Raw genomic sequence first — 14,048 nt, 5'->3', positions numbered from 1 at the left:
GGGGCGCACCACCGGGGAGCCGCGGAAGGACGGCATGAGCGACGCGAAGAGGCGCCCGCCGATCCCGACGCGGTGTGCGGTGAAGCCCACCGGCCGGGCCGCGCCCGCACGCGGACCGTTCCTGACCGCATGCCCCCGTAGTCTGGAGGCCCGCTTCGAAGGGAGACCCCATGGACTGGAAGATCGAACTCGTGGACGTACCGGTCAGCGACGTCGACCGCGCCATCGCGTTCTACCGCGACCAGGCCGGATTCACGCTCGACCACGACCACCGGGTGAGTGAGGGAGTGCGCTTCGTGCAGCTCACCCCTCCCGGATCCGCGTGCTCCATAGCGTTCGGCGACGGGATCAGCGAGATGCCGCCCGGATCGCAGCGCGGCATCCAGGTCGTCGTGGCCGATGCCGACCGCGCACGGACCGAGCTCCTCGGGCGAGGTGTGGAGGCGAGCGACGTCGAGGACCACCCGTGGGGGAGGTTCGTGCACTTCGCCGATCCCGACGGCAACGCGTGGGCGCTGCAGGAGCTGCCCGCCACGCCCTACTCCGCGGCGGGCTCGTAGGACTACTGGCCTTCGGCCTTGTCGCGGGCCGCGGCGAGCCGGGCCTTGGCGCCCTCGAGCCAGGCCTCGCAGCGATCGGCCAGGGCCTCGCCGCGTTCCCAGAGTGCGAGGGACTCCTCGAGACTCACGCCCCCGGCCTCGAGTCGGGAGACGACGGCGACGAGTTCCTCCCGGGCCTGTTCGTAGGACAGCGTGCCCACCGCGGCGGCGCCCTCGCCCTGGCCCTGCTGGTTGTTCTCCGTCATGGCGTGTTCCTCGTCTGCTGGGTGGCCCGTGCCCGGGCGCGGGTATCTGTCAGGGAATCGTCCGGGACCTCGCCGATGACCGCGCCGAGCTGTCCGCCGGCGACGCGGATGCGCACTGCGTCTCCCGGCGCGACGTCGTCGGGGGCCCTCACCACGTGCCCGTCGGTCCGCTGCACGACGGCGTACCCGCGGTCGAGCGTGTTCTGGGGGGAGAGGGAGCGGACGCGTCCGCGGAGGTGATGGACGGCGTCGGCGTCGCGTTCCACGGCGGCGCTCAGCGAGCGCAGGGCGCGCGAGCGGAGCCGCTCGACGTCGGCCTCCCGCACGTCGATCATCCCCTCCGGCCGTGCCAGGGAGGGCCGGGAGCGCAGGTTCGCGAGGCTCTCGCTCTCACGGTGCACGAGAACGCGGATGGACCGCTCGAGGGCCGACCGGGCCTGCCCGATCCTCCCGAGCTCCTCGGTGACGTCGGGGACCACGCGCTTCACGGCGTCCGTGGGGGTGGAGGCGCGGAGGTCCGCCACCTCGTCGAGCAGGGGGCGGTCCGCTTCGTGCCCGATGGCGCTGACCACGGGCGTGGCGGCCCTGGCGACGGCCCGGACCAGGGACTCGTCGCTGAAGGGCAGGAGGTCCTCGAGGGCGCCGCCGCCACGGGCGATGATGATGACGTCCACGTGGGGGTCGGCGTCGAGCGCTGCCAGCGCGCCGGTCACCTGCGCCACGCTGTTCACGCCCTGGACGGCGACCTCCCGCACGTCGAACTCGACGGCCGGCCACCGCAGTGCGGCGTTCCGCATCACGTCCTTCATGGCGTCGGAATCGCGTCCGGTGATGAGTCCGATGCGGTGGGGGAGCAGCGGCAGACGCTTCTTGCGTGCCGCCGCGAACAGACCTTCCGCGGCGAGGGTCTGGCGCAGCCGTTCGATGCGCGCCAGGAGGTCACCGATCCCGACGGGCCGGATGTCGATGGTCTGCATCGAGAGACGCCCGGTCTTCACCCAGAAGTCCGGCTTGAGGCGCGCCACCACCCGGGAGCCCCGGTCCAGGGGGGAGGACACGCGGTCCATCACGCTGCCGTAGACCGACAGGGAGAGCGACACCTCGGAGTCGACGTCCCGCAGCGTGATGTAGCACATGCTGGCACGGCGATTGAGCTCGATGACCTGCCCCTCGACCCACGCCGCCGGCGCCCTGTCGATGTGCGCCTTCAGCTTCTCCGACAGCAGGTGGAGCGGCCAGGGGGCGTCCGGCGACGTCTCCGCGGCCGTGGCGGGGACGGTCGACGCCGCACGCTCACCGGGGTCACCGGCGGGCCGCGCCCTCATTCCCTCGCTCGTCATCGCCGTCCTGTCCTCGGGATCGTGCTTCCGCGCCCGTTCGTGGGGCCTGCACTCCTCATCTCTACCATCCCTCACCCCCAGGGACGGCCCCTGCCGGGGTATGTGCGTCCGCGGACCCGGGACCGGACACGATCATCCGCACAGCCCGAGCGGGCATAATCGTGACTCCACCCCTCGATAAGGACTCCATGCGGACCGTCGTCTCTGCCCTGCTGACCCTGCTCGCGCTCGTCGTGATGGCGGGCGGGCTGGCGTGTGCCTGGGTCGACGAGAACCTCGTGACGGAGTCGGGGTTCGTCGCGCTCGCCGCGCCGCTCGGCCAGGACGCGGGCTTCCAGGCCGCGCTCAGCACCTCCGTCGCCGAGGATCTCTCCGCGCGGAGCGGACTCCCGGATCAGCTCGCCGCCGTCGTGGAACCGCTCGTCAGGGACGCGACGGCGGCGGTCACGACCTCCGCCGGGTATCCCGGAGCCTGGGCGGAGGTCCTCCGCAGATCCCACGCCCTCACCCTGGCCGCCGCGTCCGACCCCACGGAACCGGCGCCGGCCCTCCTGACGCTCGACCTCGCGCCGGTCACGGATCTCGTGGGAGACACGGTAGGCGGCAGCCTCGGCATCGACGTCCCGATGCCCGACGACACCACCATCCCGGTCGGGTCGATCGGGCGCAGCGGAACCCTGAGCACCGCCGTCGACGCCGTGCAGTCCTGGCCCGTGTACCTCGCCGGCGCGGGCGTGCTGGCCCTGCTGGCCCTGCTGATCGCTCGACGGCGCGGCACCACCCTCGCCCTGCTCGGACTCGGGGTGGCCGTCATCGGTATCATCGGCGCCCTCGCCGCGAGCTGGCTCCCCGCCGCTGCGGCCCGGGTCCCGGGGACGGGCGCCGTCGCCGACGTGTTCCTCGGCGGCCTGGCCGACCGCGCGGGAGCTGACATCGCCGCCGCCGGCGCGACGGTGGTCCTCGCAGGGCTCGTCGCCCTCGCCCTCGGCGCGGTGTGGCAGGCCACCGCCGGCCGCAGGCGCAGGGCTTAGCTCACAGCGGAGCGGCGCCCGATCACGCGGCCGCGCGCTGCCGAGCCGGTAGAATCGCCGCATGACCAGCACCGCCGTTCAGGTCCCCATGCCCACCATCCCGCGCAGGCGCCGCACGCCTGCCGACGTGCTCGCCGCCGCGCCGGTGGCAGGGGACAAGAAGGTGCTCCTCGCCGCCCCGCGCGGGTACTGCGCGGGCGTGGACCGGGCCGTGATCGCCGTCGAGAAGGCCCTCGAGCACTACGGGCCCCCGGTATACGTCCGCAAGCAGATCGTGCACAACCTCCACGTCGTCTCGACGCTCGAGGCGAAGGGCGCCATCTTCGTCGACGAGACCGACGAGGTCCCCGAAGGGGCGCTCGTCGTCTTCTCTGCCCACGGCGTCTCGCCCGCCGTCGTCCAGTCCGCGGAGGACCGCGGGCTGCGCACCATCGACGCCACCTGCCCCCTCGTGACCAAGGTGCACAAGGAGGCCCAGCGGTTCGCCCGGGACGATTTCGACATCCTGCTGATCGGCCACGAGGGCCACGAGGAAGTGGAGGGGACGGCCGGCGAGGCCCCCGAGCACATCCAGATCGTCAACGGGCCCGAGGACGTCGACAAGGTGCAGGTGCGTGACCCCGAGCGGCTCATCTGGCTGTCGCAGACCACGTTGAGCGTCGACGAGACCATGCTGACGGTGAACCTCCTCAAGGAGCGGTTCCCGACGCTGCAGGATCCGCCCAGCGACGACATCTGCTACGCCACGTCCAACCGGCAGGCGGCCATCAAGAAGATCGCGCCGGAGACGGACCTCGTCATCGTGGTGGGATCGGCCAACTCCTCGAATTCCGTGCGCCTCGTGGAGGTCGCCCTCGAGTACGGCGCCAAGGCCGCGCACCGCGTCGATTTCGCGAACGAGGTGGACGAGTCCTGGTTCGAGGGCGTCACGACCGTCGGGATCTCCTCGGGTGCCTCCGTCCCGGAGAACCTCGTGCAGGACGTCCTGCGGCTGCTCGCCGAGTACGGCTACGGGCAGGTCGAGGAAGTGGTCACGGCGCAGGAGGACATCATCTTCTCCCTGCCCAAGGAGATCCGGGCCGCCCTCAAGGCGATGGGCGACCCGTCGCAGGGTCGCGGCGGACGCGGGTCGGACCGCACGTCGTTGAGCTGAGTCCTCCGCGCGACGGGACACCTGATCGCCGGGCCGGGGGCTCGGTCCGCACCTCTCCCCGGGTGCGGGACCTCAGCCGGCCGTCCCGTCGAGGAGTTCGTGGGCGGTGAGGGACCTCGGGGTGGCATCGATCGAGGCCGCCGACTCCGCGGAGGCGCCCGAGCTGCCCACCCGCTGGGCGCGGGCGGTGCCGAGCAGGCTCACGTCGGCGGTGCGTCCCCCCGTCAGGGCGTCGGACCCGTCGGCTGCCGCGTCGACGACGTCGAGGGATGCGGAATCGAACGCGCCGATGCGCCGCGCCGTGGGCAGGACCCTCGATTCGAGCGCACCGACGAAGGAGTTGTACCGCTCCACCGACGTCTTGAGGGACGCCCCGAGGCGGGTGACGTGCCCGCCCATGGTGCCGAGGCGCTCGTACAGCTGCTTCGACAGGTCGAAGAGCTCCCGTGCGTTGTCCGTGAGGACGGCCTGCCGCCAGCTGAAGGCGGCCCCCTTGAGGATGCCGAGCAGCGACACCGGTGAGGCGAGGGCGACGTTGCGGCCGAAGGCGTAGTCCAGCAGTTCGGGATCCGCACGCAGCGCCTCGGACAGCACGGACTCGACGGGGATGAAGCAGATGACGAGCTCAGGGGAGTTCGCTGCTCCCTCCCAGTACTTCTTGCGGGCCAGGGCGTCGATGTGGGCCCGGAGCGCCTTCCCGTGCTGCCTCAGCAATTCTGCGCGCCGTGCCTCGGACGCGGCGTCGGCCTCGGCGGACCCGTCGCCCGCGCCCGCCAGTTCCTGCGCGGCGAGGAAGGCACTGAGCGGGACCTTCGCGTCGATGACGAGCTGCTTGTCACCCGGGAGCTGCACCACCATGTCGGGGCGCGCCGTCTCACCGTCGCTGCCGGCCGAGACCGAGACCTGCTCCAGGAAATCGACGCGGGACAGCATGCCCGCCGCCTCGACGACGCGCCGCAGCTGGATCTCGCCCCACTGGCCGCGCGCGCTGTTGCTGCGCAGCGCGCCTGCGAGCGAATGCGTGGTCGAGAGGAGGCGGGCGTCGGCCTCCCGTGCCTCCTCGAGCTGCCGTGCGAGCTGCCCGTACTGCTCCACCCGGTCGCGCTCGAGCAGGCCCACCTGACGCTGGACCTGGGTGAGCTTCTCGGCGACCGGGGCGAGGGCGCGCAGGACGTCGTGGTCCGTGGACGTCCTGCCGGTCAGTTCGCGGTTGTGCTGCTGCAGGAGGTCCCGCTGCGCCGCGGCCGCCGCGAGGCTCGTCGTCGTGCTCCCGAGGCGGGCCGTGGCGTCGTCGAGCTCCGCCCGGAGCTCCTCCGCGCGCGTCCGGAGGGAGCGCGCCACGAGGAAGGCGCCGACGGCGCACCCGAGGACGAAGGCGAGGATGACGAGGAGGACGGCGGTTGTGCTCATGCCCACACTGTCGCAGGAAGCTCCGACATTCCACGACACCGCCCGCCGGTAGACTTGTGTCCCGTGGCTCTTACTATCGGCATCGTCGGACTGCCCAACGTCGGCAAATCAACCCTCTTCAACGCCCTGACGCGCAACAACGTCCTGGCGGCGAACTACCCCTTCGCGACGATCGAGCCGAACGTCGGCGTCGTCAGCCTGCCGGACCCGCGTCTCGCGCAGCTGGCCGAGGTCTTCGGGTCGAAGCAGATCCTGCCGGCGACCGTGTCCTTCGTGGACATCGCCGGGATCGTGAAGGGCGCGTCCGAGGGGGAGGGCCTCGGCAACCAGTTCCTCGCGAACATCCGCGAGGCGGAGGCCATCGCGCAGGTCATCCGCGTGTTCGACGACCCCGACGTCATCCACGTCGACGGCAAGGTGGACCCGCGCTCCGACATGGAGACCATCAACACCGAACTCATCCTCGCCGACCTGCAGACGCTCGAGAAGGCCATCCCGCGCGTCGAGAAGGAAGTGAAGATCAAGAAGCGCGAGGCCGCGCAGCTCACCGCCATGCAGGCCGCGCAGTCCGTCCTCGAACGCGGCGACACGATCTTCGCGTCGGTGACCAGCGACAAGCTGGAGATGGAGCACCTGCGCGAGCTCAGCCTGCTCACGGCCAAGCCCTTCATCTACGTGTTCAACGTCGACGACGCCGTGCTCGGCAGCGAGGAGCGCCAGGCGGAGCTGCGGCAGCTCGTCGCCCCCGCCGACGCCATCTTCCTCGACGCCAAGCTGGAGGCCGACCTCGTGGAACTCGACGAGGCCGAGGCCCGCGAGATGCTCGAGATGAACGGGCAGGACGAGTCGGGCCTCGACCAGCTCGCCCGCGTCGGCTTCCACACCCTCGGGCTGCAGACCTACCTCACCGCGGGTCCCAAGGAGAGCCGGGCCTGGACGATCAGGAAGGGCGCGACGGCGCCGGAGGCCGCCGGCGTCATCCACTCCGACTTCCAGCGCGGCTTCATCAAGGCCGAGGTGGTCCACTTCGGGGATCTCATCGACGCCGGCTCCATGAGCGAGGCCAAGTCCCGCGGCAAGGTCCGCATCGAGGGCAAGGAATACGTCATGACCGACGGCGACGTGGTGGAGTTCCGCTTCAATGTGTGAGCCCCTCGCCTGAGTCGACAGGAATGCCGCCCTCCGTGACGGCGTCTGGAGGCTGCATTCCAGTGCGAGAAGGGTGGCCCCCTTGTGCTGGTCCTGGTCGCCACGTGACGTCGGTGTGCAGGATCCCTTGACCGGGATTCGTGGGTGCGGCGACCCGGTCGTGCGGGGGTAGCCCGGGGATGATCGGCACCCTCCTCCGATGTGACCTGCAGGAAGTCGCGTTCTCCGGTGCCGGGCCCAGCCGCTGATGGGAGGGCCCCGCTTGGCGCTGGTGGAGCTCACGGTGACGCTGGTAGAACGGAGTATGGCCCTCGACGCACTCGAACCTCACCCGCTCGTCCGCCTGCTCGGCAAGCCCTCGGCCGACTTCACCGGAGGTGACCTGGTGCGGGCGATCGAACAGCTGGGGCTGCGCCAGGTGAACCTGCGCTACGTCGGCGGCGACGGGCGCCTGAAGACTCTGGCCTTCCCCATCAACTCGCGCGAGCACCTCATCGAGGTGCTGACGAGGGGTGAGCGCGTTGACGGCTCGAGTGTCTTCGCCGGCACCGATACCGGTAGCAGTGACGTGTACATCGTTCCGCGTCACCGCACCGCCTTCGTCAATCCCTTCGGAGAGCGGAGCTCGCTCGACGTGCTGTGCTCCTTCTACGACGAGTTCGGAAAGCCTCTGTCCTACGCACGCGAGCAGGTCGTGCGCCGCGCTGCCGAGTTGCTGACGCAGGAAACCGGCCTGACACTCGAGGCCTTCGGCGAGTTGGAGTACTACCTCGTCGACGAGCCCGAGCGCATCTACCCCGTCGAGGAGGAGCGCGGCTACCAGGAGTCCGGGCCCTTCTCCAAGGGCCAGAGGGTCCGGGAACAGGTGCTGGGTCACCTCTGCGCCATGGGGGTGCCGTTGAAGTACGCCCACGGCGAGGTCGGCAACATCCTCGAGGCCGACCGGCAGCTGGTGCAGCACGAGATCGAGCTTCAACCCGTACCCCTGGAGCAAGCAGCCGACAACCTCGTCCTTGCGAAGTGGGTGGTGCGCGAGGTCGCCCACGCCCACGGACTCGAGGTGACTTTCGCACCGCTGGTCAGCGGCAAGGGCGCAGGAAACGGGCTGCACATCCACAGCCGGCTGGTGCGCGACGGCGCCAGCGCCATCGTCGGCGAGGAGGGGATCAACGACACCGGGCGTCGGCTGATCGCCGGCTACCTCTCGGCGGCGGGGGCGCTGACCGCGTTCGGTAACACGGTTCCCACGTCCTACCTGCGATTCACCGACGGGGACGAGTCGCCGGAGGGCATCTGCTGGGGTGAGAGAGACCGCACCGGTCTCGTCCGGGTCCCACTGGCCTGGGGCGGGGATGTGCTGGCCGACATGGTCGCTCACGCGAATCCCGGCAGCACCGGGCCCGTCCCTGAACCCGCCACGCACCCCCAGACGGTCGAGCTCCGGCTCGGCGACGGCTCGGCCGACGTGCACCTGCTGCTGGCCGGGATGGCCATCGCGGCCAAGCGCGGGCTGAGTGATCCGGGGAGCTTGGAGCTGGCCGAGCGGCTCAGCACCGCCAACCACGACGACTTCGCGCGACTGCCTGCCTCGTGCGCGGCGTCGGCCGACCTGCTCGAGGCCGAGCGCGAGATGTTCGAGGCCGACGGCGTCTTCCCCGGTGCGCTCATCGATGCCTTGCTCGTGGGCCTCCGCGACACCGACGACGCCTTGCTGGACGGCGAAGCTGGGAAGGACGAGGCTGCGCGTGAGGAGCTCATTCGCCGCCACTGGCACGTCGGCTGAACTCGGCCGGCTTCCTCCGTGCACGCCACCGGACCGATGCCGGGCACCGGACCCGCGCCCTGAAGGGGCGGAGCCGGGTCCAGCCCGGTACCACCCGCCACACCCGCCCAGTCGACCGGGTCCGCGGAGGTCTCACCACATCCTGCTGTTGGTCTCCGACACGAAGCCCCGCCCGTCCGAGAACCAGTGGATCGTGGGGCTGTTGCGCGCCGTCGGCGTCGTGAGCTCCGCGAACAGATCGGCGTTGAACCGGTTGTTGAGCTCGGGGGAGCTGAGCACGGTATCCCGGGTGATGACGAACACCGGACCCTTCAGGCCCTTGCTCTGGATGGACAGATGAACCTCCGGATGCTCATCGAGACGCGCCTTGAGGGCACCGATCGCGGCCTGGACGTTCGCGTCGTCGTCCCAGACCGCCGCGTGCTTGTCCACGAAAAGCCAGGCCATGGTGCTCCCGTCCGTCCTGCGTCCGGCTCCCGCGCGCCACCGGGTCCGGGCCCGCAGGTCAGGATCCTGCAGGCGTGCTCCTAGCAAAGCACCGCGGCGAGCGCGTTATCAAGCAGTGGGCACCCGGGCGCAGATCCGCGGCACCGGGCCGGAGGACCGCCGCCCGGGCCCGGGCACCCGCCGTGGCGGCACACCACGTACGGCAGGCAGCTGGAGAAGGGCTGAAGGCTACCTGTGAAGGTTTTGTTGCAGCTCGGTAACAACACCTAACCGACCCGTCTGATGAACACCTGTTCACGGCGAAGTCCACTTAGGCTGTGCCTCATGTGAGTCGCGTCACCCTTCCGGGTCACGTGTCGGCTGTCATGCAACACCGCGTGAAGCTGGAGCCACACTATGAAAGAGGAGGCGGAATGCGTTTCGGACGTACTTCCAAAGCTGTGGGAGTCGCTGCTGTCGCAGCACTCGCACTGAGCGCCTGCGCTGCCAACACGGGAACTGAAACCACCGATGAGGGCACCGAGGGCGAAGCAACCGGCGGAAACATCCGCGTCGTCGAAGTCAATGCCTTCAGCTCGTTCAACTCGAGCACGTCCGAAGGCAATGTGGACATCAACGGAAAGATCGCCTACGCGACCCACTCCGGCTTCGTCTACATCAACAACGACCTCGAGGTCGTGAAGAACGAGGACTTCGGCACCATGGAGGTGCTTTCCGAGGACCCGTTGAGCGTGAAGTACACGGTCAACGAGAACGTCACCTGGTCCGACGGCGAACCGGTCGACGGCGGCGACCTGCTCCTGGCCTGGGCGATCGAGTCCGGCTACTTCAACGACGCCACCACCGACGACGCGGGTGAGGTCACCTCCGGCGCCACCTACTTCGACTACGCGGGCGACACCAGCGGCCTCGCGCTCACCGAGCTCCCGGAGATCGGCGAGGACGGACGCTCCATCACCCTGAACTACTCGGAGCCCTTCGCCGACTACGAGGTGGCTTTCGGCCTGATGAGCGAGGGTGGCATCGATACGCCCGCCCACGTCCTCGCCGAGAAGGGCGGCCTGGCGGACGAGGATGCGCTGATCGAGCTCATCAAGACGACGCCCGCCGGCGATCCCGCGAAACCCGTCGAACGTCCCGAGGTCCAGGCACTGGCCGACTTCTGGAACACGGGCTTCGACACCAAGTCGCTCCCCACCGACCCGTCGCTGTTCCTCTCCAACGGTCCCTTCATCGCCTCGGCCATCACGCCGGACCAGTCGATGACCCTGACCCGGAACGAGGACTACGACTGGGGCCCCATGCCGAAGGTCGACGAGATCACCGTCCGCTACATCGGTGAGGCTCCCGCCCAGGTGCAGGCCCTGCAGAACGGCGAGGTGGACATCATCGCGCCGCAGGCGTCGGCCGACACGGTCGAGCAGCTCGAAGCGCTCGAGGGCGTCACCGTGGAGCAGGGCAACCAGCTCTCCTACGACCACCTCGACCTCAACTTCAGCGGCGTGTTCAAGGACGAGAAGGTCCGCGAGGCGTTCATGAAGACCGTCCCGCGCCAGCAGCTCGTGGACACGATCGTCAAGAAGATCAACCCGGACGCCGCACCGCTCGACTCGCAGCTGTTCCTCACCGATCAGGAACCCTACGAGGAGTCCGCGGCCAACAACGGATCGGAAGCCTACGCGGAGGTCGACATCGAGGGAGCGAAGGAACTCCTCGCGGGGGCGACGCCCGAGGTCCGCATCATGTACAACCGCGACAACCCGAACCGTCTCAACTCGTACACGCTGATCGCCGAGTCCGCCGCTCAGGCCGGGTTCAAGATCGTCGACGGCGGCCTCGGATCCTCGGACTGGGGAGCCGCGCTCGGCAACGGGACCTACGACGCCACCATCTTCGGCTGGATCAACTCGGGCGTCGGCGTGTCCGGTGTGCCGCAGATCTTCAAGACCGCCAACGGCTCGAACTTCAACGGGTTCTCGAGCCCCGAAGCGGACAAGCTGATGGACGAGCTCATCGTGACCACGGATCCGGCGAAGCAGGACGAACTCCAGATCCAGATCGACAAGCTGATCTGGGACTCGAAGTACGGCCTGCCCCTCTTCCAGGTGCCCGGCGTCGACGCCTACAGCGACAACGTCAGCGGCATCGAGTACATGCCGAACCAGACCGGTGTCTGGTGGAACTTCTGGGACTGGCAGGTCGTCCAGTAGTTCCGGTACCGGAACCAGCTCGACCGTAGATGGAAGGCGCCGGGACGGGCGACTCGCCCGTCCCGGCGCCTTCTGCTATGCCGCTGATCTACACTTTGCGATAACACGGGATACCCCTACCCGATTCAATCTTGAGGCCTGAGACCTATGGTGACCTACATCGTTCGGCGTCTGGTGACTGCCGTGCTCATCCTGTTCGGCGCATCGTTCGTCGTGTACCAGCTCACTGCCCTGTCCGGTGATCCGCTCGAGGACCTGCGTGCGAGCAACGCCCCGAACCGGGAGCAGCTCATCCAGGCCCGCACCGACCTCCTCGACCTGAACACCCCGGCACCCCTGCGGTACTTCGGCTGGCTCGCGGGGGCCGCGAAGTGCATCATCCCCTTCGCCGCCACCTGCGACCTCGGGACCAGTATCCAGGGTGAGGCCGTCACCACCTCGCTCAGCCGCGCGATGGGCAACACCATCACGCTCGTCACCACCGCCACGGTCCTCGCGATCATCATCGGGATCTCGCTCGGCATCATCACGGCGTTGCGCCAGTACAGCGGGCTCGACTACGGCGTGACCTTCATGTCCTTCCTGTTCTTCTCCCTCCCGATCTTCTGGCTGGCCGTCCTCCTCAAGGAATTCGGTGCCATCGGCTTCAACAACTTCCTCGACGATCCCGACATACCGACATCCACCATCGTCGTCGTCGCGCTGGCCAGCGGACTGATCTGGGCGCTCTTCGCGAGCAGGTCCTGGAAACGGAAGGGAATCGCGTTCGTGCTCGGGGCCGTCGTCGCAGCGGTCCTGCTCGTCGTCCTCGACCTCGTCGGCTGGTTCGCCGATCCCGGACTCGGACCGATCATCATCCTCATCACCGGGGTCGGCATCGCGTTCGGGATCGTCCTGCTCACGGCCGGCCTGCGCAACCGGAAGGCCCTGTACTCGTCGCTGATCATGGTGGCACTGGGCCTCGTCGCCTACTACGTCGTCAACCCCATCCTCAATGCGGCCACCATCTGGATGATCATCATCCTGGCGATCATCACCGTGCTCGTGGGCCTGGGCGTCGGCTACGCCATGGGCGGGTACGACCGCAGCCAGAGCATGCGCGCGGCCGCCCTCACCGGACTGCTCATGGGTTTCCTCATCGTGGTGGACCGCTTCATGGTGACGTGGCCGTCCTACGTGAGCAACCCGCGCGTCCGCGGCAGGCCGATCGCCACGGTCGGCGCCGAGACGCCGGGCCTGGAGGGCACGTTCTGGATCAACGGCCTCGACACCTTCACGCACCTCCTGCTGCCCACCCTCGCGCTGCTCCTGGCGTCCCTCGCCAGCTACAGCCGGTATTCGCGTGCGTCGATGCTCGAGATCATGAACATGGACTACATCCGCACCGCGCGGGCCAAGGGCCTCAGCGAGAGGACCGTCGTCATGCGCCACGCGTTCCGCAACGCGCTGATCCCGCTCGCGACCCTCGTCGCCTTCGACATCGGCGCGCTCATCGGCGGCGCCATCATCACCGAACAGGTGTTCGCGTTCTCCGGCATGGGCCAGCTCTTCGTCCAGGCCCTCCAGCGGACGGACCCGGACCCCATCATGGGCTTCTTCCTGGTGGCCGGCATCCTCGCGCTGGTCTTCAACCTCGTCGCAGACATCGCCTACTCGGTCCTCGATCCTCGCGTAAGGGTGAAAGCATGACCATCCAGACCCCGTCCGATTTCCCCAACAGCGAGACGGCGACCGTCACCGGACCGGGGCGCCCGGAGACCGAGCCCGAGGCGAAGGGCCTGTCCCAGGGCCAGATCGTCCGGAAGAAGTTCTTCGACAACACCGCTGCGATCATCAGCCTCGTCGTGTTCGCCGCCGTGTTCGTCCTCGCCTTCACGTCCGTCGGTTTCGCAGGCATCCCCGGATGGTGGAAGTACAACCACACCGAATTCCTCCCCCTGGTCGACGGCGGCGCCCCGACCGTCACCGGCCCCTTCAGCTGGGGGGACCACCCGTTCGGCCAGGACTCGATCGGCCGCGACTACTTCGCCATGACGATGCGCGGCACCCAGAACTCCATCATCATCATGTTCATCATCGGCGCGCTCGCCGGCCTGGTCGGGGTCGTCATCGGCGCCTGCTCCGGGTACTTCCGCGGCTGGCCCGAGGCCGTCCTGATGCGCTTCACCGACGTCATCATCATCATCCCCGTCGTCCTCGCCGCGGCGACCCTCGGCCAGGCGGTCAACCGGGTCGTAGGGCCCGGCGCGCAGATCTGGCTTCTGGGACTGTTCCTCGGCCTCGTGCTCTGGACCGGCCTGGCGCGCCTCGTCCGCGGCGAATTCCTGACGCTGCGCGAGCGCGAGTTCGTCGACGCCGCGAAGATCGCCGGAGCGTCGAACACCCGGATCATCTTCAAGCACATCCTGCCGAACGCCGTGGGCGTCATCATCGTCAACACCACGCTGCTGATGTCCTCGGCCATCCTGCTCGAGACAGCACTGAGCTACATCGGCTTCGGCGTGAAGGCGCCGGACGTCTCCCTGGGCCTGATCATCAGCCAGAACCAGGAAGCCTTCCAGACGCGGCCCTGGCTGTTCTGGTTCCCCGGCCTGTTCATCGTGCTGATCTGCCTGTGCATCAACTTCATCGGCGACGGCCTCCGCGACGCCTTCGACCCGCGGCAGAAGAAGTTCAATGCCGGCCGGGCGAAGGAATCAGGGAAGCCCGCGGCCGCGTGA

The 14,048-nt window shown here is 68.9% G+C and carries 12 protein-coding genes; 8 read left to right on the top strand and 4 right to left on the bottom strand.

Going from position 1 to position 14,048, the window contains the following annotated elements; all coding sequences use genetic code 11:
- Nucleotides 1-170: 170 nt before the first annotated feature.
- Nucleotides 171-560, top strand: coding sequence for a glyoxalase superfamily protein (locus tag ACX80P_RS14915; RefSeq protein WP_459278893.1), 390 nt, complete (start codon nucleotides 171-173; stop codon nucleotides 558-560).
- Nucleotides 561-562: 2 nt separating this feature from the next.
- On the opposite strand, the gene ACX80P_RS14910 is transcribed toward ACX80P_RS14915, so the two are convergent.
- The gene (locus tag ACX80P_RS14910; protein ID WP_459278892.1) at nucleotides 563-805 is read right to left on the bottom strand and encodes an exodeoxyribonuclease VII small subunit; all 243 of its coding nucleotides are present in this window, start codon (nucleotides 803-805) and stop codon (nucleotides 563-565) included.
- The gene (gene xseA, locus ACX80P_RS14905) at nucleotides 802-2,145 is read right to left on the bottom strand and encodes an exodeoxyribonuclease VII large subunit (RefSeq protein ID WP_459278891.1); all 1,344 of its coding nucleotides are present in this window, start codon (nucleotides 2,143-2,145) and stop codon (nucleotides 802-804) included. Before xseA ends, ACX80P_RS14910 begins: the two co-directional genes overlap by 4 nt.
- Before the next feature lie 161 nt (nucleotides 2,146-2,306).
- Here xseA and ACX80P_RS14900 point away from each other — a divergent pair, with 161 nt between their 5' ends.
- Nucleotides 2,307-3,176: a hypothetical protein gene (locus ACX80P_RS14900; RefSeq protein ID WP_459278890.1), complete on the top strand. Its 870-nt coding sequence runs from the start codon at nucleotides 2,307-2,309 to the stop codon at nucleotides 3,174-3,176.
- 61 nt (nucleotides 3,177-3,237) lie between these two features.
- Nucleotides 3,238-4,329: a 4-hydroxy-3-methylbut-2-enyl diphosphate reductase gene (locus ACX80P_RS14895; protein ID WP_459278889.1), complete on the top strand. Its 1,092-nt coding sequence runs from the start codon at nucleotides 3,238-3,240 to the stop codon at nucleotides 4,327-4,329.
- 72 nt (nucleotides 4,330-4,401) lie between these two features.
- Here the strand turns inward: ACX80P_RS14895 and ACX80P_RS14890 are convergent, their stop codons facing one another.
- On the bottom strand, nucleotides 4,402-5,739 hold the full coding sequence (locus ACX80P_RS14890) for a DNA recombination protein RmuC (RefSeq protein ID WP_459278888.1): 1,338 nt from the start codon (nucleotides 5,737-5,739) through the stop codon (nucleotides 4,402-4,404).
- Between the two features lie 63 nt (nucleotides 5,740-5,802).
- Between ACX80P_RS14890 and ychF the strand changes: the two genes are divergently transcribed.
- Nucleotides 5,803-6,888, top strand: a complete 1,086-nt coding sequence (gene ychF / locus ACX80P_RS14885; protein ID WP_459278887.1) for a redox-regulated ATPase YchF — start codon at nucleotides 5,803-5,805, stop codon at nucleotides 6,886-6,888.
- Nucleotides 6,889-7,192: 304 nt separating this feature from the next.
- On the top strand, nucleotides 7,193-8,671 hold the full coding sequence (locus ACX80P_RS14880) for a glutamine synthetase beta-grasp domain-containing protein (RefSeq protein WP_459278886.1): 1,479 nt from the start codon (nucleotides 7,193-7,195) through the stop codon (nucleotides 8,669-8,671).
- A 132-nt stretch (nucleotides 8,672-8,803) separates the two neighbouring features.
- Here ACX80P_RS14880 and ACX80P_RS14875 read toward each other — a convergent pair whose 3' ends face one another.
- Complete coding sequence (locus ACX80P_RS14875; RefSeq protein ID WP_459278885.1) at nucleotides 8,804-9,118, bottom strand: hypothetical protein; 315 nt, start codon at nucleotides 9,116-9,118, stop codon at nucleotides 8,804-8,806.
- Between the two features lie 413 nt (nucleotides 9,119-9,531).
- Here ACX80P_RS14875 and ACX80P_RS14870 point away from each other — a divergent pair, with 413 nt between their 5' ends.
- The 3 genes from ACX80P_RS14870 to ACX80P_RS14860 all read left to right on the top strand — a co-directional run bounded on the left by ACX80P_RS14870 (nucleotide 9,532) and on the right by ACX80P_RS14860 (nucleotide 14,048).
- A complete protein-coding gene (locus ACX80P_RS14870) occupies nucleotides 9,532-11,328 on the top strand; it encodes an ABC transporter family substrate-binding protein (protein ID WP_459278884.1) in 1,797 nt (598 codons plus the stop codon).
- Nucleotides 11,329-11,475: 147 nt separating this feature from the next.
- Nucleotides 11,476-13,017, top strand: a complete 1,542-nt coding sequence (locus tag ACX80P_RS14865; RefSeq protein WP_459278883.1) for an ABC transporter permease — start codon at nucleotides 11,476-11,478, stop codon at nucleotides 13,015-13,017.
- Nucleotides 13,014-14,048 (top strand): ABC transporter permease, encoded by a 1,035-nt coding sequence (locus ACX80P_RS14860; RefSeq protein ID WP_459278882.1) that lies wholly within the window; start codon nucleotides 13,014-13,016, stop codon nucleotides 14,046-14,048. Before ACX80P_RS14865 ends, ACX80P_RS14860 begins: the two co-directional genes overlap by 4 nt.

The sequence above is a fragment of the Arthrobacter arabinosi genome, assembly GCF_054511115.1.
Note: the sequence above shows the minus strand (reverse complement) of the source record. Positions and strands in the feature narration are given on the sequence as shown.